Genomic DNA, 25,440 nt, shown 5'->3' with positions numbered 1-25,440 from the left:
GTTGTTGGGCGGCAGTGTCCGACCCGAGGTGGCGGCCGTCATTGGCGCAAACCCGGGCCGTGCATGGTTCCATGCCGGATCGGCACGCCTGTCGGTGGCTTTGATCGCTAGGCTGCGGCCATGAGCCTCACACCTGCCGAACAGTTTCGCCAGTTCGCCGAGCGCGAATGCCCGCATGACCCGCTGTACCAGGCGATCTGCCGCCAGGTGGCCACGTCGCCCGCCTTGCTGACTTTGTTGGACGAAGCGCCGCCCACCCAGCGCAAGCCGGTACTGCTGCTGGCGGCCTTGCATGAGCGCGTGCTGGCCGGCACGGACCATCCGCTGGTGGCCTACTACGCCAGCGTCGGTGGCACTCGGGCGCCCGATGCCGAGCTGCCGGCCCTGTTGCTGGATTTCGTCGCGCAGCAGCGCGAGTTCCTGCTGAACTCCTTGCGCAGCCGCAACACGCAGACCAACGAGATCGGCCGTTGCGCCGCGTTGTGGCCGGCGCTGCAGGCCATCGCCGCGCGCCGTGGCAACCCTGACCTTGCCCTGTTCGACTTCGGCAGCAGTGCCGGCCTGAACCTGGGCGTCGATGCCTATCGCTACGACTACGGCCGCTTCCAGCGCGGCGCGGCGGCAGAAACGGGCCGGCCGGTGATTCAGTGCGAATGGCGGGGTGAGGCCGCGCCACCTCCAGAGGCGAGTGGCTTCCGGCTGGTCGAACGGCTGGGCTCAGACCTTTCGCCCATCGATCTGCACGACGAACTCGCCGTGCGCTGGCTGCGCGCCTGCCTGTGGCCCAGCGAGCGCGAGCGTGCGGTGCGGCTGAACCAGGCCATCGCCCTGGCCCGGGCCGCCGGCCATCGCGTTCAGGCGTCCCGTGCGGGCCTGGACCTGCTGCGCGACTGGCTGAAGCAATTGCCGCCGGGCGTGCAGCCGGTGCTGTTCAACAGCTGGGTGCTCTTCTACTTCGACCGCGAGTCCTGGCAACGCCATGTCGAGGCCGTGGCGGCTCTCGTGCGGGAGCACGGCCTCGTCTGGCTGAATGCCGAGCTGCCGGCCCTGCATGCACCCGGACTGGCCCGGCCCGCCGTGCCACCGGACGAGGGCAGCGCCACACTCTGGAGCCTGCAATGGGCTGAGGCTGGAGAGCTGCGGCATGAAGCCCTGGCCTGGTCGCATCCGCATGGGCGCTGGCTGCAATGGCTCTTGCCCTGATTTGGCTCCCTGGATTGGCTCCCTATACTGCGGCCGCCGTGCGTTGATCGCACCAAGAACCGAGACCCGAGGAGGAGCCGCCATGCTCAAGACAAAGACCCGCTGCATTCTTGCCGCCGCGCTGCTGGCTGCCCCGCTGGCCAGCCAGGCCGATACCCTGTCCGAGCTGCGTGCCCAGTTGGCCAAGCCAGTTCTCAGCCCCTTGAAGGCCACGATCGAGGTCAAGTCGATCAACCGCAATGGCGAAGGCAAGGACCTGGAGGAGTCGGTGGGCGAGGCTTCGGTGCACGTTGAGGAAGGCCCGCAAGGCTTGCGCCTGGCCTTTGCCCGCGAGCTCCTGCAGAAGGCCGAGGCCGAAGAGCAGGCCAAGGCCGCCGATCCCAAGTCCAAGACGCCGGCTTCGAGCGGCATGAGCAGGCTATCGCCGGGATCGCTGCGCGAGCTGCTCAACCCGGCGAGTCGCTTGAGCCGCTTGCTGGATCGCGCCAAGCTCAAGGGCGAGAAGGCCGACAGCTGGCAAGGCAAACCGGCCACGCTCCTGAGCTTTGATCTTGAGAAGCCAAAGATGAGCGGCCAGTTTGCAGACGCCGTCAAGAAGTACGCCGCCACGCTGGAGCTGTGGGTCGGCCCGCAAGGCCTGCCGCTGGCGGCCAAGACCCGGGAGTCGTTGTCGGGCCGCGCCTTCCTCGTCTTCAGCTTCGAGCAGCAAAGTGAGGAGGAGCATCAATACGGCCTGCAGGCCGACCGCCTGGTGCTGCTCAAGAGCGAGTCACACAACCAGGGCTCGGGCACGATTGGCAGGAACGAGGGGCGCACGACGCTCGTGCTGAAGCCCCAGTCCTGATCTGCCTGAACCCGCTCAGGCGTAGATCTCGGCCTCGGGGTCGGTGACCTCGAGCTCGTAGCTGGCCGCCAGCATGGCCAGGCGGGCGATCACGCCATACATGTAGAAGCGGTTGGGCGCGTTGGAGCCCGGCTTCTCGCCCGGCTTGGGCAGCTGCGAGCTTTCAGCAAAGGCCAGCGGCACGAAGCTGGCGCCGGGGGCGTTCAGGTTCTCGTCGATGCCGCGCTCGGCGTGCACACGGTAGAAGCCGCCCACCACATAGCGGTCCATCATGTAGACCACCGGCTCAGCCACGGCATCGTTGACGCGCTCATTGGTCGGCACGCCCTCCTGGATGATGACCTCGGAGACCTCCTGGCCGTCCTTGATCACGCTCATCTTGTTGCGGGCCTTGCGGTTCAGTGCCTCCAGGTCCTTGGCGTCGCGCACGGTCATGATGCCCATGCCATAGGTGCCGGCATCGGCCTTGACGATGACGAAGGGCTTGTCCTGGATGCCGTATTCCTTGTATTTGCGGCGGATCTTGGTGAGCAGCGCGTCGGTCTGCGACTGCAGGGCCTCGATGCCGGTGCCGTCAGCGAAGTTCAGTTCGCCCGCGCCGGCGAACATCGGGTCGATCAGCCAGGGGTCCATGCCCAGCAGCTTGGCGAACTTCTTGGCCACGCCGCTGTAGGCAGTGAAGTGCTTGGTCTTGCGCCGCACGGCCCAGCCGGCATGCAGGGGCGGCAGCAGGTATTGCTCGTGCAGGTTCTCCAGCACGCTCGGGATGCCGGCCGAGAGGTCGTTGTTCAGCAGCACGGTGCAGGGGTCGAAGTCCTTCAGCATCACGCGGCCGCGGTTGCGCACCAGGGGCTCCACGGTCAGCGTGCTGCCGTCCGCCAGGTTCAGCTCGGTGGGTTCGGTGACGGTTTCGTCCAGTGTGCCGAGGCGCACATTCAGCCCGGCCTGCGTGAAGATGCGAACCAGCGTCGCGACGTTGCTCAGGTAGAAGGTGTTGCGCGTGTGCTTCTCGGGCACCAGCAAGAGGTTCTTGGCCTCGGGGCAGATCTTCTCAATGGCTGCCATGGCCGCCTGCACGGCCAGCGGCAGCATCTCGGGTGTCAGGTTGTTGAAGCCGCCGGGATAGAGGTTGGTGTCCACCGGCGCCAGCTTGAAGCCGGCGTTGCGCACGTCCACCGAGGTGTAGAAGGGCGGCGTGTGCTCCATCCACTCCAGGCGGAACCAGCGCTCGATGGCCGGCATCGACTCGAGGATGCGCTGCTCCAGCTCGTTGATCGGACCATTCAGGGCGGTGATGAGGTGGGGGACCATGGCGTGCGGCTTCTTCGAGCTGGGTGTCGGGGCATTCTAGGGACAGGGGAAGGTCGGGGCACAAGTCAGATAAACAAGACCCGGCCTTGGCGGGGCGATAGCGGCACGGCAAAAAAAAGAGCCGCCCGAAGGCGGCTCTGAAGTTCAGCAGAAAGCTTGTACTTATTTGGTGTAGGCCGTCTCGCCGTGCGAGCTGATGTCCAGGCCTTCGCGTTCCTCTTCCTCGCTCACGCGCAGGCCGATCACCAGGTCCACGACCTTGTAGGCGATCACCGAGACCACGCCCGACCAGACGATGGTCACGCCCACGGCCTTGGCCTGAGTCCAGACCTGGCTGGCGATGCTGTAGGCATCCGGAGCGATCATCGAGGCCGTGACCCAGTCGCCGACGGCGCTGGGGCCACCGAGGGCCGGCGAGTTGAACACGCCGGTCAGCAGGGCGCCGATGATGCCGCCAACGCCGTGGACACCGAACACGTCCAGCGAGTCGTCTGCACCCAGCAGCTTCTTCAGGCCGGTCACGCCCCACAGGCAGGCGAAGCCAGCGACGAAGCCGATCACCAGGGCACCGCCGATGCCGACGTTGCCGGCGGCCGGGGTGATGGCAACGAGGCCCGCCACCGCACCTGAGGCAGCACCCAGCATCGAGGCCTTGCCGCGATGCAGCGCTTCACCGATGGACCAGGCCAGCACCGCCGCAGCCGTGGCCACGAAGGTGTTGATGAAGGCCAGGGCGGCGAAGCCGTTGGCTTCCAGGGCGGAGCCGGCGTTGAAGCCGAACCAGCCCACCCACAGCAGCGAGGCACCGACCATGGTCAGCGTCAGGCTGTGCGGCGTGAAGGCTTCCTTGCCGTAGCCCACGCGCTTGCCGATCATGTACGCGCCGACCAGGCCGGCCACGGCGGCATTGATGTGCACCACGGTGCCGCCGGCGAAGTCCAGCGCGCCCCATTGCCAGATCAGGCCGGCCGTGCCGTTGACCTTGTCGACCACATCAGCAGCCGTGTAGGCATCCGGGCCCGCCCAGAACCAGACCATGTGGGCGATCGGCAGGTAGCTGAAGGTGAACCACAGGGCCAGGAACAGCAGCACGGCTGCGAACTTGGCGCGCTCGGCGAAGGCACCGACGATCAGGCAGGCGGTGATGCCGGCGAAGGTCGCCTGGAAGGCTGCGAACACGATCTCGGGGATGTAGACGCCCTTGCTGAAGGTGGCGGCGTTCGAGAAGGTGCCGGCGACGTTGTCCCAGATGCCCTTCATGAACAGCCGGTCCGTGCCCCCGATGAAGGCATTGCCCTCGGTGAACGCGAAGCTGTAGCCATACAGCACCCACAGCACGACGATCAGCGAGAACGCGACCATCACCTGCATCAGCACCGACAGCATGTTCTTGCTGCGCACCAGGCCGCCGTAGAACAGCGCGAGGCCGGGCACGGTCATCATGATGACCAGCAGGGTCGAGACCATCATCCAGGTCGTGTCGCCCTTGTTGGGCACGGGGGCTGGGGCTGCAGCGGCCGAGGCGGCTTCGGCCGGAGCAGAAGCAGCGGGGGCGGCGGGGGCGGCAGCCGATGCGGCGTCGACGACGGCGGCGGCCGAAGCGGCGACCGGGGCCGAGGCGGCCTGGTCCTGCGCCCAGGCGGCGGGCGCGAAGACCGCGGCGGCCAGGGCCAGGGAGGCGAGAAGTTTCTTCATCGTTTGTTCTCCAACGGGCTTTCGCTTGTTGTTAAAGAGCGTCCGTGCCGGTCTCGCCGGTGCGGATGCGGACCACCTGGTCCAGCGGCGACACGAAGATCTTGCCGTCGCCGATCTTGCCGGTGCGGGCCGAGGACTCGATGGCCTCGATCACCTGCTCGACCACGTCGTCGGCCACAGCTGCCTCGATCTTGACCTTGGGCAGGAAGTCGACGACGTACTCGGCGCCGCGGTACAGCTCGGTGTGGCCCTTCTGGCGGCCGAAGCCCTTGACCTCGGTGACGGTGAGGCCCTGCACGCCGATGGCGCTGAGAGCCTCGCGCACCTCGTCAAGCTTGAAGGGCTTGATGACGGCGGTGATCAGTTTCATGTTGCGCTACTCCTAACGAATGTCTCGTGTGGTGTTCTCAGAAGCTCTTCTTGACGGCGAGCACGATGCCGGCCTTGCCCAGGTTCCTGGACTTCGGGCCGCCGACATAAGCGTCGGTATCGGTGCCGATCAGCGTGCCGCTGACGACCAGGCCGCTGAAGTCCTTGGCCAGCGTCACGGCGTAGTCGTTGTAGGCATAGGCCGAGTTCTTCTTGACGCTCTGGTGGCCGATGTGCGGCGTCAGGGTCATGCCGTTGCCGAGGTCGAAGTTGGCGCTCAGGTCCAGGTAGACGCTGCCCTTGCTGTCGGCAAAGCCGAACAGGTTGCCGGTGCTGTACGAGGCCTTGGCCGTCACCACGCCGAGGGTCAGGGCGCCGTAGGCTTCCAGCGTGTTGGCGCTGGGGTGCAGCTTGTTGCTGGGGTAGTAGTACTGCAGCAGGCCCACGTCCACCGTCAGGTCCTTGGCCAGCTCGGTCTTGTAGCCGCCGTACAGGTCGAGCTCGACCTGGGCATCGCCGCCGCCGTCCTTGATCCACTTGATGGTCGAGCCCCAGGTGCCGATGTAGAAGCCGTTCGGCAGCGCGTAGTCCGCGCCGCCCTGCAGGGCCGGCTTCAGGCGGGTCTGCGAGACGCCGCGGTAGCGGTAGTCGGTCGTCACGCTGACGTTGAAGGACAGGGGATCGGCCGGTGCCGGTGCTTCTTCAGCCAGAACGGGCAGGGCGGTGGCCGAGAGGGCCAGGGCCAGGGCGGCGAATTGATGCTTCATGCTCGGTACTCCTTGAAGGGGATGGGAAGGAATGGCAAACGGACAATCGCTGCGGGTCTTGCAGCTTCCGTGCCAGCACCGGTTTGGCTCCTTTGTGACTGACGCCCCGGGGCCGGCACCGTTTCGTCGCCCCTTGGCGGCCCTTGCGGCGCACCACAATGGCCCATTTCCGGCCGTTGCGCCAGTCTGGTGCGCGCCCCACAAGCGTGCGGATGGCCTGGCTCCAGGGCTCATCCCAGCGGGTTAGCATCGCCCGCACCAAGCATGCGGAGGAATGCCTTTTGAGCTACGGATCTCGCGCCACCTTGCGGGTGGCGGCCGCCTTTTTTCTCTCCGGCTTCGCGGCCCTGGTCTACCAACTGGCCTGGCAGCGCCTGCTGTTCGTGGTCATCGGCGTGGACATCGAGTCGGTCACCATCGTGGTGTCGACCTTCATGCTGGGCCTCGGCCTCGGTGCCTTGCTCGGCGGCGCCCTGGCCGACCGCTGGCCCGGCCGCATCCTGCTGGCCTTCTGCCTGTTCGAAGGCGCGATTGCGGCCTATGGCCTGGTCAGCGTCGACCTGCTGCAGGCCTGCGCAGCCCTGTTCGCCGGCCTGGCGCGGCCCGCGGCGGCGGCGCTGAGCTTCGGCCTGTTGTTGCTGCCCACCGTCTGCATGGGGGCCACGCTGCCGATGCTGGTGGCCCATGCCTGGCGCAGCTCCGGCAATGTGGGCGTGTCCACCGGCACGCTGTACTTCATCAACACCCTGGGCGCCGCCACGGGCGCCCTGGCCATAGGCTTTTTGCTGCTGTACTGGCTGGACCTGCGCCAGGCCGTCTGGCTGGCCGCCGCGCTCAACGCGAGCGCCAGCCTGATCGTGGCCAGCGCCCTGCGTGGGAGGGCCGCCCAATGAGCATCCAGCCAAACAAGATGCGCCGGTTGGCCCTGTCGCTGTCCTTCAGCGTGGGCCTGCTTTCGTTGAGCCAGGAGATCCTTTGGGTGCGCTTGTTGGCTTTCGGTCAGCAGGGGCGGCCCCAGGCCTTCGCCATCGTGCTGACGGCCTTCCTGCTGGGCATTTCCGCCGGCGCCATCGTCGGGCGCCGCATCTGCGCCAGCAGCCCGAACCTGCTGGCCTCGGCGGCGCGTGTGCTGTGCTGGGCCGCCGCGCTGGACCTGATCGCGCTGCAGCTGATGGCGCCGCTGCTCGGCAACGAGCCCTGGCGCATGGCCGGCCTCGTGCTGATGATCGCGCTCACGGCGGGGGCCAAGGGCGTGCTGTTCCCCATCGTCCACCACCTGGGCTCGTCGGAGGCCGAAGCGGGCCTCGGGCGCTCGGTCTCCCATGTCTATCTTGCCAATGTGATGGGCTCGGCCCTCGGCCCGCTGATCACCGGCTTCTGGCTGCTGGACGTGCTGAGGGTCGAGAGCGTCTGGGCCCTTGTCGTCGGGGCAACGGCCTTGCTGGCCTGCCTGACGCTGGCGGCAGCGGCGCAGCGACGGGCCAGCTGGTTCCTCATGCCTGTGCTGCTGCTGGGGGTGGGCGCAGTCCTCACCTGGCAGCCACTGGCCGTCATCGACAAGGTTGCGGAGCCCGCGCAGGGTGATGTGCCGCTGACGCACCTGATCCAGAACAAGCACGGGATCCTGCACGTGGCCGGCAGGAATGGCGATGGCGGCGACATCACCTATGGCGGCAATGCCTACGACGGCCGCATCAACGTGGACATGGGCCGCAACTCCAACATGCTGGACCGTGCCTACCTGATGGCCGTGCTGCACAAGGCGCCGCGGCGGGTGCTGGTGATAGGCCTGTCCACCGGCGCCTGGACGGAAGCCATCCTTGGCTTCCCCGGCGTCGAGCAGGTCGATGTGGTCGAGATCAATCCCGGCTACCGCGAGCTGATCTCGCGTTATCCGGACGTCGCGCCGCTGCTGAGCGACCCGCGCGTGCATGTTCACATCGACGACGGCCGGCGCTGGCTGCGATCCCATCCGCAAGCGCGGTACGACCTGATCTTCCAGAACACCACCTTCCATTGGCGCGCCTACACCTCGCTGCTGCTGTCGCGCGAGTACCTGACGGAACTGCGCAGGCACCTGGCGCCCGGCGGCATCGCCGCGATGAACACCACCGACAGCCTGGATGCCTACGCCACCGCGATGAGCGTCTTCGGCCATGTGGTGCGTTACAGCAATTTCGCCTACATGAGTGATGTACCGCTGCAGCGCCGGCCCGATGCCGAAGCGGTCTTGCGTGCCTGCCTGACCGGGGGGCGACCCAGCTTCGCCGATGCCTTGTTTGCGCGGCCGGCCGTGGCCTGGCGCTTGTTGAACACCCCCCTCGTGCCGGCTGCCGAGCACCTGCGGAGCTCGCCACTGACGGAGCCCGGCGTGATCACCGACCTGAACATGCTCAACGAGTACCGCCATGGTCAGGCGCCGCTGTTCGGCGCCTTGCAGTTCATGCTGCCGCCCAATCGCTAGGGTGCGCTGCTAACCTGAAAGAGGCGCACCCATGTCCCTGGCCGTGATTCACAGCCGCGCGCTCGACGGCCTCGCTGCCGCGCCGGTCAGCGTCGAGGTGCACCTGGCCAACGGCCTGCCCAGCTTCACCCTGGTGGGCCTGGCCGACACCGAGGTCAAGGAAGCGCGTGAACGCGTGCGTGCCGCCCTGCAGAGCAGCGGCCTCAGCTTCCCGCACAACAAGCGCATCACCGTGAACCTGGCGCCGGCCGATCTGCCCAAGGAGGGCGCGCGCTTCGACCTGCCGATCGCCCTTGGCATCCTGGCGGCCAGCGGCCAGCTCGACGAAGCCCGGCTGGACGGCTTCGAATGCGCGGGGGAGTTGTCGTTGGCCGGCCAACTCCGGCCGGTGCGCGGCGCCCTGGCCATGGCCCTGGCCTTGCGCCGCGAGGGCTCGCAACGCCGGCTGCTCCTGCCCGAGGCCAGCGCGGCCGAGGCGGCCCTGGTGGATGGCGTGGAGGTGCGCCAGGCGGCCCATCTGCTCGACCTGGTGGCCTGCCTGCTGCCCGGCGCCGAGCAGGAGTTGCCGCGAGCCCAGGTCGACGCGAGGGCATCCACCTGGGCCGGGCCCGACCTGCTCGACATCAAGGGCCAGGCCGCGCCCAAGCGGGCGCTGGAGATTGCCGCCGCCGGCGAGCTGAGCCTTTTGCTGATCGGCCCGCCGGGCAGCGGCAAGTCCATGCTGGCTCAGCGCCTGCCCGGCCTGTTGCCGCCGCTGAGCGACGAGGAGGCGCTGGAGTCCGCCGCCGTGCTGAGCCTGGCCGGCAGCTTCGATCCGGCCTGCTGGGGCCAGCGTTCATTTCGGGCGCCGCACCACAGTGCCTCCAGCGTGGCCCTGGTTGGCGGCGGCTCGCCACCCCGGCCGGGCGAGATCTCGCTGGCCCAGCATGGCGTGCTCTTCCTCGACGAGTTTCCAGAGTTCCAGCGCCCCGCGCTCGAAGCCCTGCGTGAGCCGCTGGAGACCGGCCGCATCCTGATCTCGCGGGCCGCGCGTCAGGCCGAGTTTCCGGCCCGGTTTCAATTGGTGGCAGCGATGAATCCATGTCCTTGTGGCCACCACGGCAGCCAGGTGCAGGCCTGCCGCTGCAGCCCGGAGCAGGTGGTGCGCTACCAGGGCCGGCTCAGCGGCCCGCTGCTGGATCGCATCGACCTGCGGGTCGAGGTGCCCGCCGTGCCGCCCGCCGCGCTGGGCACCGGCCCCGATGGCGAGCGCAGCGCCAGCGTGGCGGCCCGGGTGGCAGAGGCGCGCGGCCGCGCGCTGCACCGTCAGGGCTGCAGCAATGCGAGGCTCGCGCCGCAAGCGCTCGATCAGCATGCTCGACTGGGCCCGGCCGAGGCCCGCTTTCTCGACAAGACTGCCACCAGCCTCGGCTGGTCGGCACGCAGCTACCACCGCGTGCTGCGCGTGGCGCTTACCGTGGCCGATCTGGCCGGCGCGGCCGCGATCACCACCACCCATCTGGCCGAGGCCGTGCAGCTGCGGCGCGGCTTTCCTTCCGCCTGAAACACGATGACCCCCGACTCCCTGCTCTTCGTTCCCGCCATCGAGGCGCTGGCGCCCGCCACGCCCGAGGCCTGGTGCTTTGCCTTCGTCGAGGGCCAGATGCTCTTGCTGGAGGGCCAGGTCTTGCGTGCCATCGCGCCGCCGTCGGCTCGCCTGCGCCTCTACCTCGGCCGCCTTGGCGTGCACGATTGCTGGGCCCTGCGCCTGGACGAGGTGCCCATGGGCTGGCAGGCCCATCCGCTGCGCGCGGCGATGCGCGCCTTGCCCGACCCCTTGATGGCCCTGGCTTCGCGCGCTGCCCAGTTGCTGGAATGGGACCGCGCCCATGCCTTCTGCGGCGTCTGCGGCACGCCGACCGAGCCCCTGCCGGGCGAGCGTGCGCGGCGCTGCCCGGCCTGCTCGCACATCGTCTATCCGCGCATCAGCCCGGCCATGATGGCCCTGGTCTGGCGCGGCCGCGAGCTGCTGCTGGCCCGCTCACCGGGCTTCACCACCGGCGCCTACAGCGCGCTGGCCGGTTTCGTGGAAGCGGGCGAATCGCTGGAGGAATGCCTGCACCGCGAGGTGATGGAAGAGGTGGGCCTGCGGGTGCAGAACCTGCGCTACTACGGCAGCCAGAGCTGGCCCTTCCCGCACAGCCTGATGGTGGCTTACACGGCCGAATGGGCCGGCGGTGAGATCGTGCCGCAGCCGGGCGAGATCGAGGATGCGCAGTGGTTCGATGTCAATGAGCTGCCCCAGGTGCCGCCGCGCTTCAGCATCTCGGGGCATTTGATCGAAGACACGGCCGCCTGGTTGCGCAGCCGCAGCGCCTAGCGCTCCTCAGCGCCGCAGCAGCTGCCCTTCACGGAGCTCGACCACATCGCCCGCCTGCAGGTTGGGGTTGCTGGCCTGCTCGCGCGTCTGCATGCGGCCGTCTTCGCCTTGCAGCTTGATGACCCAGACCTTGTGCGTGTTGCGGCGCTTCTCGATCTCGTTGCCGGCGTAGCCACCGGCCACAGCGCCGCCCACGGTGGCAATCTTCTTGCCATTGCCGCCGCCGATCTGGCTGCCCAGCAGGCCGCCGATCACCGCGCCACCGACCACGCCGACACCGCTGGTCTTGGCCGTGCGCTCCTCGGTGCGCAGCTCCACAACGCGCAGGCAGCCCTTGCACAGCTCGGCCTTGGCCTGCGTGGCGGCGGGTTTGGCTGCGGTGGGCTTGGCGTCGTCTGCCGCCGCTTGCTGGGCTGGCGGCGCGCTGCTGCCGTTGTTCATCTTGCCCAGGGCAAAGGCGCCGCCGAGCAGGCAGCCGGCAATGGCGACGGAGGCAATGGTCTGGCTGGCGTTGAGGGGGAACTTCATGGGAATGCCTCGCTGATTCAGGAATACGGCCGAAAGCTTGGCACCAAGCCCGTGCAGAACGCGTCACCAGGGGTTTGCAGGTGCAAGCGGATGTGACGTGGTGGCGTCGCCACCACGGCGCCCGCTGTCATCGGGCTCACACATTGGCTCCACAGAATCGCCGGCTTTGCATCAGCGGCTGCCCGGTGAGGGCGGTGCATCCATCATGAAGTCGACCTCCCTGCACCAGCCCTTCCAACTGAGCGTCCTCACGCTGGCCCTGGCCGCCAGCCTGAACAGCCAGGCCCAATCGACCAGCTCAGCGGAGGCGCCCAAGCCGGCCAGCCTGGCCACCGTGGTGGTCACCGGCCAGGCGGCCAGCCTGCGCAAGGCCTTGTCCACGCAGGAAGCAGCGAACAACATCCTCAGCGTCATCAGTGCCGACGACATCGGTGCCCTGCCCGACATCAATGCCGCCGAGGCGCTGGCCCGCATGCCGGGCCTGTCGGTGCAGCGCGACCAGGGCGAGGGCCGCTACATCACGGTGCGCGGCTTGGGCCCGGACCTCAATGCGGTGACCATCAACGGCGCCCTGGTGCCGGCGCCGGAGAACGGCCGCCGTGGCGTCTCGCTGGACGTGCTGCCCTCGGGCCTGATCCGCTCGCTCGAGGTCAGCAAGACCCTGACGCCCGACATGGATGCCAACTCGCTCGGTGGCACGGTGGAGGTGAAGACTTTGTCGGCCTTCGACCTGCCGGGTCAGCTCTTGAGCGTCAATGGCGGTGCCGGCTACGACACGCTGTCCGGCCGCACCAATCCCTTCGGCGGCCTGCTGTGGGCCGACCGCTTCATGGGCGGCAAGCTGGGCCTGGCCCTGGGTGCAGGCGCCGAGAAGCGCAAGTTCGCGTCCGACGATGAAGAGACCGGCGGCAGCTGGTCTGCCGGCAAGCTCACCACGGTGGAGCTGCGCGACTACCAGCCGGTGCGCGAGCGCAAGGCCTTGGCCTTGAACCTGGAGTTCCGCCCCGAGGCCGGCCAGACGCTGTACGCCAAGACCTTCTGGAGTGCCTTCAGCGACGACGAGATCCGTGACCGCCTGACGCTCAGCAACATCACCGGCGGCTCGGCCGCCGAGGGCGCCACCTTCACGGCCCGCGCCGAGCGCCGCCTGCGCCAGCGCAAGTACACGCGCGACATCAAGTCGCTGGTGCTGGGCGGCAGCACGCCCATCGAGAACTGGAAGCTCGATGCGCGCCTCGGCTTCAGCTCGGCCAACGAAGACCAGCCCGACGCGCTGAACGACGTGCAGTTCCGCCAGAACGGCCTGGCAGGTCTCTCCTTCACCGGCACCGAGCTGCCGCAGCTGAGCGGCCCCACCAAGCTCTACGACGCGACGCTCTACAACCTCAACGCCATCACCTTCCAGTCGCGACTGAGCAAGGACCGCGAGCACCACGGCAAGTTTGACCTGAGCCGCAAGTTCGCCATCGGCAGCGAGATCGATGCCACGCTCAAGTTTGGCGCCAAGGCCAGCCGCCGCCAGAAGAGCAACGACACCGACCAATGGGCCTTCAACAGCGCCTCGGCCACCAGCCCCAACTACTGGGGCGCGGGCCCGACCACCCTGGCCGGCTTCACGAGCGGCAACGAGGTCGATTTCCCGCAGCGCATCGGCCTGGCGATTGATCCCGCCCTGGTGCGCGCCCGCGTGCAGGGCCTGAGCCGCGCGGCCGCCACCAGCGTTTCGGCCTCGACCGTCAACGACTGGACCATGCACGAGGACATCGATGCGGCCTATGCCCAGCTGTCGCTGGACATGGACCAGTGGAATGTGCTCGTGGGCCTGCGTGACGAGCGCACCTCGTTCTCGGCCGTTGGCAGCCAGCTCTCGCCCAGCAACGTGGTCACGCCGCGCAGCAGCGAGCGCAGCTATTCCAACCTGCTGCCCAACCTGCAGCTGCGCAACAACCTCGACGCCAGCACCAGCCTGCGCGCCGCATTGACCAAGGCCGTGGTGCGGGCCAACTTCAGCCAGCTGGCGCCCGGCGTGGCCTTGAGCAGCCCGACCGAAGCGACCATCGGCAACCCCGACCTGAAACCGCTGACCGCAACCAACCTCGACCTCGGCATCGAGCGCGTGCTGGGCAAGGACGGCGTGCTCTCGGCCTATGTGTTCAGCAAGCACATCAAGGACTACACCTACACCACCAACCTGGCCGGCACCGGCCAATGGGCGGCCTACACCAGCGCCCTCAGCGCCGTGAACGGCGACAAGGCCAAGGTCCATGGCGTGGAGCTGGCCTACGCTCAGCCGCTGCGCATGCTGCCGGGCTGGGCCAGCGGGCTGATTGTTGGCGCCAATGCCACCTTCGCCTCGTCCAGCACGCGTCTAGCCCGCTTCGACAAGGCGAGCAGCACCCAGCTCTCGCGCGAGCTGGCCTTGCCCGGCCAGTCGGACCGCGTGATCAACCTGATGCTGGGCTATGAATCGGGGCCCTTGAGCCTGCGCCTGGCCTCCAACACCAAGTCGCGCTACCTGCTGCAGACCGGCGCCGATGTGGTCGATGCCAATGGCGACGTCTGGGTCGATGGCCAGACCCAGCTGGACTTCTCGCTGCGCTATCAGATCAGCAAGAGCCTGCAGCTCGGCTTCGAGGCCACCAACCTCAACAAGGAGAAGTACTACACCTACCAGGGCAGCAAGCCCTACAACGCGCAGAACGAGCAGTACGGCCGCGGTTATCGTGTGACGCTGACTTTCAGCCAGTTCTGATCTCCATGCGCCACGTTCCCTTGCTGATGCTTGCCCTGCTGGTTTCGCCGCCAGCCGGGGCCGAGGGCCACTACAGCTCGAAGACGCCTTACCAGCCGCTGCAATCCAGCAGCAGCTACGAGGCCGCACCGGCCGGGTACGAGCCGGTGCAGACGCAGATCGTGGCCCGCCACGGTTCGCGCGGCATGACCGGCGCCAAGGCCGAGCAGCAGCTCTTGAAGCTGTGGCAGCAGGCGCAGCAGCAGGACGCATTGACGCCGCTGGGCCGCGAGCTCGGGCCCGATCTGGAGCGGCTCAACGCTGCCCATGCCAAGCTCGGCTACGGCAATCTCTCGCAGATTGGCATTGAGGAGCATCGGCAGCTGGCCCGCCGCCTGGCGGCGCGGCTGCCAGCCCTGTTCAAGCGCCTGGCCGCCCAGCCGGGCAGCGTACAAGTGCTGAACTCGGGCGTGGACCGCGCGCGCGACAGCGCGGCCTCGTTCAGCGAATCACTGGGTGCGGCCGTGCCGGGCCTTGTCCTGGCGGAGCCGCAGGTCGACCGCTTCACGCTGTACTTCCACAAGCTGAATGCCAAGAGCGACACGCTGACCAACCCGCAGGATCCGCGCTGGGCGGTCTTCCGCCACAGCCAGGCCTACCAGGCCCATCAGCGCAGCCCTGAGCTCTCGAGCCGGTTGGCTGCGATCAAGGCCGACCCGCGTCTCGCCGCTGCCGCTGAGCGCACGCTGGCTGCGCTGTTCAAGCCGGCCTTCCTCGCTCAGCAGCAGCTGATGAAGCCACTCGATGCCTTGTTCGCTTTGTCCGATGTCTACGAGATTGCGCCGGGCCTGCAGCGCGAGCTGGGCTTCAGCTTCGACCGCTACCTGCCTGAAGACGTGGCTGTGCTGCTGGAAGAGGCGAACGACGCCGAGGACTTCTATGTGAAGGGGCCCGGCACGCGCGAGCAAGACGCCGTCAGCTACGCGATGGCCGAGGGCTTGCTCGCCGATTTCCTTGCCGCCGCCGAACGCCGCGACACGGCGCGCCTGCGCTTCACCCATGCCGAGATCCTGATGCCCTTCGTGACCCTGCTGGGCATCCAGGGCCTGTCCGAACCGCTGCCGGCGGCCCAGGCCTACAGCCATGCCAGCAGCCGCTGGCGCGCCCGGGATGCCGCGCCCTATGCGGCCAATGTGCAGTGGGACAGCTTCCGCAATGCCGAGGGCCGCGTGCTGGTGCGCATGCTGCTGAACGAGAAAGAGACCGACTTCAAGCCGAGCTGTGGCGCCGCCCGGCAGGCGCCGGGTAGTCACTTCTATGAGCTGAGCGGGCTGAAGGCCTGCTACGCAGCCAAGCCTTAGCCCAGCAACGGTGCCAGCGCGCGCTCGGCGGCGCGCTTGTCGAGTGCCATGCGCTCGGCCCAGTCCTGCACCTGGTCGTCGCCGATGCGGCCCACGTTGAAGTAGCTCGCCTCCGGGTGGGCCATGTAGAAGCCCGAGACGCTGGCGGCCGGCGTCATGGCCATGCTGTCGGTGAGGCCCATGCCGATCTCTTCCGGCGTCAGCACGCGGAACATCTCGGCCTTGACCAGGTGGTCCGGGCAGGCCGGGTAGCCGGGGGCCGGGCGGATGCCGCGGTATTTCTCGGCGATCAGGTCTTCGTTGGACAGCGCCTCGTCGGACGCATAGGCCCAGAACTCGGTGCGCACGCGCTGGTGCAGGCGTTCGGCCAGGGCTTCGGCCAGGCGGTCGGCCAGGGCCTTGAGCATGATGGCCGAGTAGTCGTCATGGTCGGCCAGGAACTGGGCTTCCTTCTTGTCGCAGCCGATACCGGCCGTGACGGCGAACAGGCCGATGTAGTCGGGCACGCCGCCCTTCGCGGCGATGTAGTCGGCGAGGCAGCGGTTCGGGCGTATCTCGCCATCGACCACTGGGCGTTCGCTCTGCATGCGCAGGCCGCGCCAGGTCATCAGGACCTCGCTGCGGCTTTCGTCCTTGTAGATCTCGATGTCGTCATCGTTCACCTGCGCGGCCGGGTAGAGTCCCAACACCGCATTGGCGGTCAGCCAGCGGCCTTCGATCAGGCGCTGCAGCATGCGCTTGCCATCGCTGAAAACGCGCTGCGCTTCGCTGCCGACGATCTCGTCCTTCAGGATGGCGGGGAAGGGGCCGGCCAGGTCCCAGGTCTGGAAGAACGGGCCCCAGTCGATGTGCTGGGCCAGCTCGGCCAGGTCGTAGTTCTTGAACACACGGCGGCCGATGAACTTCGGTGCCGGCGGCTGATAGCTGGCCCAGTCGACCTTGGTCTTGTTGGCGCGCGCGGCGGCCAGCGTCACCAGCGGCGTCTGCTTCTTGTTGGCGTGCAGCTCGCGGACCTTGTCGTAGTCGGCCTTCAGCTCGTCGATGAAGCGCGTGGCGCGTTCGTCGCTCAAGAGTTCGGTGCAGACGCCCACCGAGCGCGAAGCATCGGGCACATAGACGACTGGGCCTTCGTAATGCGGCGAGATCTTCACGGCCGTGTGCACGCGGCTGCAGGTGGCGCCGCCGATCAGGAGCGGGATCTTCTTGACGCGGAAATAGTCATCGCGCTGCATCTCGGCCGCCACATGCTGCATCTCTTCGAGGCTCGGGGTGATCAGGCCGGAGAGGCCGATGATGTCGGCGCCCTCGACCTTGGCCTTGGCGAGGATGTCCTGGCACGGGACCATCACGCCCATGTTGACCACCTCGTAGTTGTTGCACTGCAGGACCACCGTGACGATGTTCTTGCCGATGTCGTGCACGTCGCCCTTGACGGTGGCGATGACTATCTTGCCCTTGGGCTTCACATCGCCACCGGCCGCTTCCAGCTGGCGCTTTTCTTCCTCGATGTAGGGGATCAGGTGGGCCACGGCGGACTTCATCACCCGCGCGCTCTTCACCACTTGCGGCAGGAACATCTTGCCCTGGCCGAACAGGTCGCCCACGATGTTCATGCCGGCCATCAGCGGGCCTTCGATCACGTGCAGCGGCCGGCCGCCGCTGGCCTTGATGGCCTGCCAGGCTTCCTCGGTGTCGTCGGTGATGAAGTCGGTGATGCCGTGTACCAGCGCATGCGAGAGCCGCGCGTTCACGTCGCCGGCACGCCAGGCGAGGCGGGCCGAGTCATCCTTGGCCGCACCCTTGGCGCTCTCGGCCACTTCGATCAGGCGCTCGCCGCTGTCCGGGCGGCGGTTCAAGACCACGTCTTCCACGCGCTCGCGCAGCACCGGATCCAGGTCGTCGTACACGCCGACCATGCCGGCGTTGACGATGCCCATGTCCATGCCGGCCTTGATGGCGTGGTAGAGGAAGACCGTGTGGATGGCCTCGCGCACCGGGTCATTGCCGCGGAAGCTGAAGGAGACGTTCGACACGCCACCGCTCACCTTGGCGCCCGGCAGGTTTTCCTTGATCCAGCGCGTGGCATTGATGAAGTCGACCGCGTAGTTGTCGTGCTCCTCGATGCCGGTGGCGATGGCGAAGATATTGGGGTCGAAGATGATGTCCTCGGGGTCGAAACCAACTTCGTCCACGAGGATCTTGTAGGCGCGCTCGCAGATCTCGATCTTGCGCTCGAACGTGTCGGCCTGGCCCTTTTCGTCGAAGGCCATCACCACGGCGGCGGCGCCGTAGCGGCGCACCAGGTTGGCCTGGCGGCGGAACTCGGCCTCGCCTTCCTTCATCGAGATCGAGTTGACGATGCCCTTGCCCTGGATGCACTTGAGCCCTGCCTCGATCACCTCCCACTTGGACGAGTCGATCATGATCGGCACGCGGGCGATCTCGGGCTCGGAGGCGATCAGGTTCAGGAAGCGCACCATGGCGGCCTTGCTGTCCAGCATGGCCTCGTCCATGTTCACGTCGATCACCTGCGCACCGTTCTCCACCTGCTGGCGGGCCACGGCCAGCGCTTCCTCGAACTGGCCGGCCAGGATCATGCGGGCGAAGGCCTTGGAGCCGGTGACGTTGGTGCGCTCGCCGATGTTGACGAACAGGCTGCCTTCGCCGATCAGCACCGGCTCAAGCCCGGAGAGCTTCATCGGTGCGGGGCGGGGGGCGGTGGATGCGGTCATGGCGGCCTCGGGCAACATCAGGGCGGGCCGCGCACTCACCGCGGCCCCAGGGTCTACAGGGTTCGGTGAGCGTCGTTTGGAGACGGCCGCTTGACTGGCGAGCCGTCCGGTCCAAGCCTGGCGGCGGGCTCCCTAGGGTAGCCCCTCGTCGCAACGCTCCTCGGACCGTGCGGGATTTTACGCGCAGGGCTTCAGCCCTGGCCCGGCAAGGCCGACAATCCGACTTGGAAGCGAGCGCAAGCCCTTGGACCTCATCCCCATCCCACCGCATTCGATCCGCATCGGCCAGGTGCTGGGTTTCTCGCTGCGCGATTCAAGCGGCAAGCTGCTGTTCGCTTCCGGCCAGGTGCTGCCCAACACGCCGCTGGTGCACCTGCTGATCGAGCGGGGTGCCTTCGTGCTGGCGCACGAGACCAAGGAATACCAGAAGGCCCTCGCGCACAAGATGGACACGATGATGCACCAGGGCGCCACCCTGGGCAGCATCGCCGGCGCCAAGGCCGACTACCGGCCCGAGGCCATCGTCAAGCGCAGCCCGCCGAGCTTCAGCGACCAGGCAGCCTGGGCCGACCTGCTCTTGCATGTGCACAGCCTCTTGCGTGAGCCCAAGCCCGAGGACTTCGCCACCCGCTTCGAGCACCACTACCAGGAGATGATGGCGCGCGTGCAGCAGAACGCCGATGCGATGCTGATGCGCCTGGTCTTCGACGTGAGCCACGAATACCAGCAGTACAGCGCCAAGCATGGCCTGCTGTGCCTGCTGCTGGCCGAGCTCTGCTGCCGCCACATGGGCTGGCGCGAGGAGTGGCGGGCCTCGCTGACCCGCGCGGCCCTGAGCATGAACATCGCGATCAGCGAGTTGCAGGACCGGCTCTGTGCCCGCGACGATGCGCTCACCGACGCCCAGCGCGACGAGGTGCGCCAGCGCGCCGCCACTGCGCCGCAGCTGCTGCGCACCCTGGGCATCCAGGACGAACTCTGGTTGCAGACGCTGATGCTGCGCCACGAGGCCGGCCCGGGCCCGCTGGCCGGTCGCGGTGGCGCCGAGCAGCTGGCGCGCATGCTGCGCCGCATCGACATCTTTGCCGCCCGACTCTCGCCGCGCCGCTCACGCAAGGCCATGTCGGCCGCAGCGGCGGCGCGTGCGGTCTACCTGGATGAATTGCAAAAGCCCGACGAAGCTGGCGCCGCCCTGATCAAGGCCGTGGGCCTTTATCCACCGGGCAGCCTGGTGCGCCTGGCCAACAACGAGATGGGCGTGGTGGCCAAGCGCGGCCACAGCGCCAACGAGCCACTGGTGGCTGCGCTGATCGGCAAGAGTGGCAACCCGCTTTCCGAACCGGTGCCGCGCGACACGCGGTTGGCTGCGCAGGCGGTGGCGGCGAGCTTGGCGCCGCATGAGCTGAAGCTGCTCGTCAACATGGAGCGGTTGCTGAAGCTCTATTGAGCTTCAGCAAAGTTCAGGCCTCGACCAACTCGCTGAAAAACTTCTGCCCGCTGAGGCGTGGTTTGTAGGCCGAAACCTTGGCCGCAATCGCCGCGATATGCCCCGGCGTCGTGCCGCAGCAGCCGCCGGCGATGTTGAGGAAGCCGCTCTTGGCGAACTCTTCCATCAATCGGCCAGTCACGTCCGGCGTTTCGTCGAAGCCGGTGTCGCTCATCGGGTTGGGCAGGCCGGCATTCGGATAGCAGCTGATGGCCGTCGAACCGGCCACCTTGGCCAGCTCCTCGATGTAGGGCCGCATCAGCGTGGCACCGAGGGCGCAGTTCAGGCCGATGGCCAGCGGCTTGGCATGACGCACCGAGTGCCAGAAGGCGGTGACCGTCTGGCCCGAGAGGATGCGGCCGGACGCGTCCGTCACCGTGCCGGAGATGATGACCGGCAGGCGCTCGCCCGTGTCTTCCATCAGCTCGTCCAGCGCGAAGATGGCGGCCTTGGCGTTCAGCGTGTCGAAGATGGTCTCCACGAGGAACAGGTCGACCCCGCCTTCCAGCAAGCCCTTGGCCTGCTCGTAGTAGGCCGCACGCAGGGTGTCGAAATCGACATTGCGGGCGCCGGGGTCATTCACGTCCGGGCTGATGGACGCGGTGCGTGGCGTGGGGCCGAGGGCGCCGGCGGCGAAGCGGGGCTTGTCGGGCGTCGAGTACTTGTCGCAGGCGGCGCGGGCGAGCTTGGCGGCGGCCACGTTCATTTCGTAGGCGTACTCGCCGAGCTCGTAGTCTTCCTGCGCCACCGTGGTGGTGCCGAAGGTGTTGGTCTCGATGATGTCGGCGCCAGCGGCCAGGTACTGCTCGTGGATCTCGCTGATGACCTCGGGCTTGGTCAGCACCAGCAGGTCGTTGTTGCCCTTCAGGTCCTTGTGATGCTCGGCAAATCGCTCACCGCGGTAGTCGGCCTCACCGAGCTTGTAGCGCTGGATCATCGTGCCCATGGCGCCGTCGAGGATGGCGATCCGTTGTTGCAGAATGTCCGGCAGCTGGGCGCCGCGCGTGTAGCGGATGGAAGAGGCGTCGTTCATGCCCCGATTGTAGGAACACAGGCCAAAGACCCCATGAAGCACCTGCTGCCCAAGGATGCGCACGCCTATCTGCAGGAACGACCGCAGGCGCTGTTCCTCGACATCCGCATGGAGCTGGAATACCTCTACGTGGGCCATCCGCCCGGCGTGGTGCACCTGGCCTGGTACGAGTACCCCGAGATGCAGGCCGATGCGGCCCAGTTCGTCGCCCAGGTGAGGCGCGAGGTCGATGGCCAGTTGGACCGGCCGGTGGTGCTGATCTGCCGCTCAGGCCAGCGCACGCTGACGGCCGGCGAGGCCCTGGAGGCCGCCGGCTTCAGCGAGGTGGTCAATGTCGTGCATGGCTTCGAGGGTGAGCTCGACGCCAATTTTCAGCGCGGCCGCCTCAGCGGCTGGCGTTTCGACGGCCTGCCTTGGGAGCAGATGTAGGGCCGTTGCCGGGCTTGCCGCCGGGGCGGCCACCGCCGCCTTCGCGGCGCGGCTGGCGGCGCAGGTCCGGGCGCGGCTCGCGCGCTTGCTGAGGTTCCATCGCCGGCCGCTCGGCCGCTTCACGCTTGGCGATCTCGAGGATGCCCGGCAGCTCTTCCGGGCTCAGGCCCTTCAGCACGCAGAAGTTGGCCTCGGTCAGCGTGGTGCGCTGGAAATCGCGCAGCAGCTGGGCGCGGTTCATGCGCTGCTGGTTTTCCAGCGCCTCGCGTTCCTGCTGCACGCCACGGCGGCGCTTCAGTTCCTCGCGGGCGGCCAGGCGGTGCTCTTCGAGCAGTTCGTCGCCGGCATTGCCGTCCAGGTCGTAGCGGTGCGTGGCCTTGCCCAGGGCGATCAGGTAGCCGGTGCTGCCGGTGTGGCGGCGCAGGAAGGCGGACAGCTGGGCCTTGGTGAACTTGCCCGGCGCGCGTTGCTGGATGTCGGCCTGGATGCGCAGCTTCAAGGGCTTCTGCATGCCGGTGAACAGGGCCGGGAACAACGCCTTCAGTTGCGAAGCCACCTCGGCCGGGCTCAGCGTGGGCGCTGCAGCCGCGCTCGCTTCAGGCGTCTGTTCGGCTGCCTCGTTGGCCTCGGGCGCCTCGCTGGCGGTGGCCTCGGGCAGGGGAGTGGTCTCGGTCATGAATGCAGGTCAGGCGCTGGCGCCGTTCGGTTCGGAAAGGGCCGTATTGTCCACGCAGCTCATGCGCTTGTGCCAGCCGTTCGTCCGATGGCGACTTGCGATGCACCCCAGCACTGCTAGCCTGCGGCCCTCAATCACAACACCTCTGAAGGAGAAGGAGCCATGTATTCCTCGTCATCGTCGTCGCGCTTCGGCGCCCTGCCCAAGATCGCTGTCGGCGTCGTCGCCGTGATCGTCCTGATCAGCATGATCAATCCGGTGCGCATCGTGCAGTCCGGGACGCGCGGCGTGATCACCACCTTCGGCAAGGTCGATCCCGAGCCGCTGGGCGAGGGCCTGCATTTCGTCATGCCCTTCGTGAACCGGGTCCACATGATCGATGTGCGCCTGCAGAAGAACGAGGGCAAGGGTGTGGCCGCTTCGAAAGACCTGCAGCAGGTGGCCGTCTCGGCGGCATTGAATTGGCGTCTGGACCCGGCCCTGGTGGCCCAAACCTACCAGGCCATCGGCAATGAAAACGCCGTGGCTTCCCGCGTGATCGAGCCTGCCGCGCAGGAATCGACCAAGGCGATCACTGCGCAGTACACGGCCGAGGAGCTGGTGACCAAGCGCACCGAAGTCAGCAGCAAGATCCGTGACGCGCTGGAGCAGCGCCTGAAGCGCCATGGCGTGATCGTGGACTCGCTGGCTGCAGTGAATTACGACTTCTCGGCCGTGTTCGACAAGGCGATTGAAGCCAAGGTCGAGGCCGAGCAGAAGAAGCTGACCGCCGAGCGTGACCTGGAGCGCATCAAGGTGGAAGCCGAGCAGGCGCTGGCCAAGGCGCGCGGCGAGGCCGAGTCGCTGAAGGCCAAGCGCCAGGAAGTGACGCCCGAACTGCTGCGCCTGAAGCAGCTGGAGAACGAGGCCGACGCCATCAAGAAGTGGGACGGCCGCCTGCCCCACTACACCGGTGGCGGCACGCCCTTCATCCAGCTGAACCCGAGCGGTAGCAGCGCCAAATGAGGGCGGCGCTGGCCCTGCTGATGCTGGCCGCCGCCGGCGCCGTCCAGGCGGCGCCTTGCGGCGAGCTGCGCAGCCTGGCGGTGCGCGAGGGCGCGAGCCAGGCCTTTTCGCTGAACCCGCCGAGCGCAGAGCCAGCGATCACGCTGGTTCTGCTGGCCGGCGGTGGCGGCCATCTCAAGCTCGATGAAAAGGGTTGCGCAACCGCGCTGAAGGGCAATGCCCTGGTGCGTGCGCAGCCGCTGCTGCAGGCCCAGGGCTTTGGCACGGCGCTGGTCGATGCGCCCTCGGACCAGCAGGCCGGCGACGACGGCCTCGCGGGCTTTCGCACCGACCCGCGTCATGCCGCAGACCTCGGCCGCCTGATCGAGACGCTGCGCGCCGTCCAGGGCGGCGGCCAGGTCTGGCTGGTGGGCACCAGCCGCGGCACGATCTCGACCGTCAACGCCGCCTCGCGCCTGCAAGGTGCAGCCGCGCCCGATGGGGTCGTGCTCAGTTCCATCCTGACGGTGGGCACGCCCATGGGCCGCAAGACCTGGACCTCGCAATCGGTCTTCGACCTGGACCTCGCCGCCATCCGTCAGCCAGTGCTGCTGCTCGGACATGCCGACGACGACTGCCCGCGCTCGCCGCCCCGGCAAATGGCCGAGGTGGCCAAGCGCCTGCGCAATGCGCGCCTGGAGCAGCAGCTGATCAAGGGCGGCCCGGGCGGCAGTGGCGATGCCTGCGAAGGCCGCTCGCCGCACGGCTTTGTCGGCCAGGATGCCGAGCTGGTCGAGGCGATAAGGCGCTTTGTGCGGCCGTCGCCTTGATCAAAGCTTGCCGAACACCTTCTTCAGCAGCGCGCTGCCCGTGCCTATCGGATCCTGGCGGATCTTCTTTTCTTCCTCACCGATCATCAGGAACAGGCCGTCGAGCGCGCGGGCGGTGACGTACTGCTGGATGTTGGCGTCTTCGCCCTTCATGAGGCCCATGCCCGCGGCCTTGCCGGCGACAGCGTTGTACTTGTCGGCCAGCGCCACCTTCTCGGTGGCTTGCGTGACGATGGGCAGGAACTTTGCCGACAGCGGTTCGCGGGTCTTGCCGGCGAAGAAATCGGTCACCGCCTTGTCGTTGCCGCCGCGCACGAGCTTCAAGGCGTCTTCCACGCTGATGTCCCTCACCGCCTTCACGAGCAGGGGCTTGGCAGCCGGCACGGCGGCTTCGGCCGCGCGGTTCATGGCCAGCAGCAGCTCATCGACCTTCTTGCCCTGGCCGGTGGCCTTCAGGAGCTTGACGGCGCTCTTGAGCCGCTCGGGCAGTTCGATACGCACCAGCGGGTTGCCCATGAAGCCGTCGTTCTTGCCGAGCAGGGCCACGGCCGATTCGGCGCCGCGCTCCAGCGCCGCGCGGATGCCGCTGGCGGCGTCGGTCTCGCTGAGGGCGGCCGCAAAGGCCGACGGCATCAGCAGGCCGGAGCCCGCAACAAGGGTGAAATCACGACGCTTCATGGCAGCACTCCCAGTCTTTCGGTGATCAAGCGGAAATAGCCGTCGGCATCGATGCCGCCCAGCACCAGCGCATTCTGCGGCCGGCGGGTGACGCCCCACCAGTCGACCACGCTCATGCCCAGGGTCAGCTCGCTGCCGGTCTCGATCTCGACGTTGCAGCGCCGGCCGGTGAACAGCTCGGGCTTCAAGAGCCAGGCGATCACGCAGGGGTCGTGCAGTGGCCCGCCTTCCTGGCCGTATTTCTCTTCGTCAAAACGCTCGAAGAATTCCATCCACGCGGCCGCAGCTTCGCCCACGCGATTGCCGAGGGCGCGCAGCGCGGCGATGCGCGGCCGCGTGGTGAGCGCCTGGTGGGTCACGTCCAGCGGCGCCATCGTGATCGGGATGCCGGCCGCAAACACTTGAGCCGCCGCCTGCGGGTCCACATAGAAATTGAACTCGGCGGCCGGCGTGATGTTGCCACCCTCGAAGTAGCCACCACCCATCAGCACGATGCGCTCGATGCGCTGGGCGATGCGGGGTTCCTTCTGCAAGGCCAGGGCGATATTGGTCAGCGGCCCCAGCGCGCAGACGGTGACGCCTTCGCGCGCCATCAGCGTCTCGATCAGGAAATTCACCGCATGGCCTTCGCGCAGCGGCATCTGCGGCTCGGGCAGGGTGATGCCGTCCAGGCCGCTCTTGCCATGCACGAATTCGGCCGTGACCAGGGCGCGCTGCAAGGGTTTGTCGGCACCGGCGTAGACCGGGATGTCGCTGCGGCCGGCCAGCTCGCAGATGATGCGGGCATTGCGGCTGGTCAGCCGAAGCGGCACATTGCCGGCGACGGTCGTGATGCCCAGGACTTCCAGCTCCGGGCTGGCCAGGGCAAGCAGGATGGCGATGGCATCGTCCTGGCCCGGATCGGTGTCGATGAGGATTTGACGTGGGGTCATGTGAGCCCCTCGCCCGACGGGTACGTCG

General features: G+C 67.7%; 22 protein-coding genes and 1 riboswitch. Of the genes, 12 read left to right on the top strand and 10 right to left on the bottom strand.

Annotated features, from left to right (window positions below; translation table 11 throughout):
* The first annotated feature begins 120 nt into the window (after positions 1–120).
* Positions 121–1,203: a DUF2332 domain-containing protein gene (locus tag J7U46_RS15930; RefSeq protein ID WP_282827559.1), complete on the top strand. Its 1,083-nt coding sequence runs from the start codon at positions 121–123 to the stop codon at positions 1,201–1,203.
* 82 nt (positions 1,204–1,285) lie between these two features.
* On the top strand, positions 1,286–2,047 hold the full coding sequence (locus tag J7U46_RS15925; RefSeq protein WP_282827557.1) for a hypothetical protein: 762 nt from the start codon (positions 1,286–1,288) through the stop codon (positions 2,045–2,047).
* 15 nt (positions 2,048–2,062) lie between these two features.
* Here J7U46_RS15925 and gshA read toward each other — a convergent pair whose 3' ends face one another.
* The 4 genes from gshA to J7U46_RS15905 all read right to left on the bottom strand — a co-directional run bounded on the left by gshA (position 2,063) and on the right by J7U46_RS15905 (position 6,189).
* Positions 2,063–3,358: a glutamate--cysteine ligase gene (gshA, locus tag J7U46_RS15920; protein ID WP_282827555.1), complete on the bottom strand. Its 1,296-nt coding sequence runs from the start codon at positions 3,356–3,358 to the stop codon at positions 2,063–2,065.
* Between the two features lie 162 nt (positions 3,359–3,520).
* Positions 3,521–5,053 (bottom strand): ammonium transporter, encoded by a 1,533-nt coding sequence (gene amt, locus J7U46_RS15915; RefSeq protein ID WP_282827553.1) that lies wholly within the window; start codon positions 5,051–5,053, stop codon positions 3,521–3,523.
* 31 nt (positions 5,054–5,084) lie between these two features.
* The gene (glnK, locus tag J7U46_RS15910) at positions 5,085–5,423 is read right to left on the bottom strand and encodes a P-II family nitrogen regulator (RefSeq protein ID WP_282827551.1); all 339 of its coding nucleotides are present in this window, start codon (positions 5,421–5,423) and stop codon (positions 5,085–5,087) included.
* A 37-nt stretch (positions 5,424–5,460) separates the two neighbouring features.
* Positions 5,461–6,189, bottom strand: a complete 729-nt coding sequence (locus tag J7U46_RS15905; protein ID WP_282827549.1) for a TorF family putative porin — start codon at positions 6,187–6,189, stop codon at positions 5,461–5,463.
* Between the two features lie 281 nt (positions 6,190–6,470).
* Between J7U46_RS15905 and J7U46_RS15900 the strand changes: the two genes are divergently transcribed.
* Genes J7U46_RS15900 through nudC form a run of 4 tightly spaced genes read left to right on the top strand, consistent with a single transcriptional unit; the run spans position 6,471 to position 11,012 of the window.
* Entirely contained in the window at positions 6,471–7,082 is a 612-nt protein-coding gene (locus tag J7U46_RS15900; protein WP_282827547.1) for a fused MFS/spermidine synthase, read from the top strand.
* Positions 7,079–8,653 (top strand): hypothetical protein, encoded by a 1,575-nt coding sequence (locus tag J7U46_RS15895; RefSeq protein ID WP_282827545.1) that lies wholly within the window; start codon positions 7,079–7,081, stop codon positions 8,651–8,653. The genes J7U46_RS15900 and J7U46_RS15895 overlap by 4 nt, the downstream gene beginning before the upstream one ends.
* A 31-nt stretch (positions 8,654–8,684) precedes the next feature.
* Entirely contained in the window at positions 8,685–10,196 is a 1,512-nt protein-coding gene (locus tag J7U46_RS15890; protein ID WP_282827543.1) for a YifB family Mg chelatase-like AAA ATPase, read from the top strand.
* Between the two features lie 6 nt (positions 10,197–10,202).
* Positions 10,203–11,012, top strand: a complete 810-nt coding sequence (gene nudC, locus J7U46_RS15885) for an NAD(+) diphosphatase (protein ID WP_282827541.1) — start codon at positions 10,203–10,205, stop codon at positions 11,010–11,012.
* Between the two features lie 6 nt (positions 11,013–11,018).
* Here the strand turns inward: nudC and J7U46_RS15880 are convergent, their stop codons facing one another.
* Positions 11,019–11,540, bottom strand: a complete 522-nt coding sequence (locus J7U46_RS15880) for a glycine zipper 2TM domain-containing protein (RefSeq protein WP_282827540.1) — start codon at positions 11,538–11,540, stop codon at positions 11,019–11,021.
* Positions 11,541–11,745: 205 nt separating this feature from the next.
* On the opposite strand from J7U46_RS15880, the gene J7U46_RS15875 reads away from it, so the two are divergent.
* Together J7U46_RS15875 and J7U46_RS15870 are read left to right on the top strand one after the other, a co-directional pair.
* Positions 11,746–14,292, top strand: a complete 2,547-nt coding sequence (locus J7U46_RS15875; protein WP_282827538.1) for a TonB-dependent receptor — start codon at positions 11,746–11,748, stop codon at positions 14,290–14,292.
* Positions 14,293–14,297: 5 nt separating this feature from the next.
* Complete coding sequence (locus J7U46_RS15870; protein WP_282827536.1) at positions 14,298–15,632, top strand: histidine-type phosphatase; 1,335 nt, start codon at positions 14,298–14,300, stop codon at positions 15,630–15,632.
* On the opposite strand, the gene metH is transcribed toward J7U46_RS15870, so the two are convergent.
* Positions 15,629–18,364, bottom strand: coding sequence for a methionine synthase (gene metH, locus J7U46_RS15865; RefSeq protein WP_282827535.1), 2,736 nt, complete (start codon positions 18,362–18,364; stop codon positions 15,629–15,631). The genes J7U46_RS15870 and metH overlap by 4 nt on opposite strands.
* Positions 18,365–18,424: 60 nt before the next feature.
* Positions 18,425–18,532: riboswitch (S-adenosyl-L-homocysteine riboswitch) on the bottom strand.
* 76 nt (positions 18,533–18,608) lie between these two features.
* On the opposite strand from metH, the gene J7U46_RS15860 reads away from it, so the two are divergent.
* Positions 18,609–19,811, top strand: a complete 1,203-nt coding sequence (locus J7U46_RS15860) for an HD domain-containing phosphohydrolase (protein WP_282827533.1) — start codon at positions 18,609–18,611, stop codon at positions 19,809–19,811.
* A 13-nt stretch (positions 19,812–19,824) separates the two neighbouring features.
* On the opposite strand, the gene J7U46_RS15855 is transcribed toward J7U46_RS15860, so the two are convergent.
* On the bottom strand, positions 19,825–20,883 hold the full coding sequence (locus J7U46_RS15855) for a homocysteine S-methyltransferase family protein (RefSeq protein ID WP_282827530.1): 1,059 nt from the start codon (positions 20,881–20,883) through the stop codon (positions 19,825–19,827).
* 33 nt (positions 20,884–20,916) lie between these two features.
* Between J7U46_RS15855 and J7U46_RS15850 the strand changes: the two genes are divergently transcribed.
* On the top strand, positions 20,917–21,312 hold the full coding sequence (locus J7U46_RS15850; protein ID WP_282827528.1) for a rhodanese-like domain-containing protein: 396 nt from the start codon (positions 20,917–20,919) through the stop codon (positions 21,310–21,312).
* Here the strand turns inward: J7U46_RS15850 and J7U46_RS15845 are convergent.
* On the bottom strand, positions 21,269–21,988 hold the full coding sequence (locus tag J7U46_RS15845) for a ProQ/FinO family protein (protein WP_282827525.1): 720 nt from the start codon (positions 21,986–21,988) through the stop codon (positions 21,269–21,271). The genes J7U46_RS15850 and J7U46_RS15845 overlap by 44 nt on opposite strands.
* Positions 21,989–22,150: 162 nt before the next feature.
* Between J7U46_RS15845 and J7U46_RS15840 the strand changes: the two genes are divergently transcribed.
* Positions 22,151–22,993, top strand: coding sequence for a prohibitin family protein (locus J7U46_RS15840; protein WP_282827523.1), 843 nt, complete (start codon positions 22,151–22,153; stop codon positions 22,991–22,993).
* Entirely contained in the window at positions 22,990–23,802 is an 813-nt protein-coding gene (locus J7U46_RS15835) for a hypothetical protein (protein ID WP_282827522.1), read from the top strand. Before J7U46_RS15840 ends, J7U46_RS15835 begins: the two co-directional genes overlap by 4 nt.
* On the opposite strand, the gene J7U46_RS15830 is transcribed toward J7U46_RS15835, so the two are convergent.
* Together J7U46_RS15830 and J7U46_RS15825 are read right to left on the bottom strand one after the other, a co-directional pair.
* Positions 23,803–24,480: a DUF4197 domain-containing protein gene (locus J7U46_RS15830; RefSeq protein WP_282827520.1), complete on the bottom strand. Its 678-nt coding sequence runs from the start codon at positions 24,478–24,480 to the stop codon at positions 23,803–23,805. It abuts the gene before it with no gap.
* On the bottom strand, positions 24,477–25,412 hold the full coding sequence (locus J7U46_RS15825) for a nucleoside hydrolase (RefSeq protein ID WP_282827518.1): 936 nt from the start codon (positions 25,410–25,412) through the stop codon (positions 24,477–24,479). Before J7U46_RS15825 ends, J7U46_RS15830 begins: the two co-directional genes overlap by 4 nt.
* Between the last annotated feature and the right edge of the window lie 28 nt (positions 25,413–25,440).

The sequence above is a fragment of the Pelomonas sp. V22 genome (assembly GCF_030014915.1).
GTDB lineage: Bacteria > Pseudomonadota > Gammaproteobacteria > Burkholderiales > Burkholderiaceae_C > JAUASW01.
This window is presented reverse-complemented; position numbering and strand designations above follow the sequence as displayed.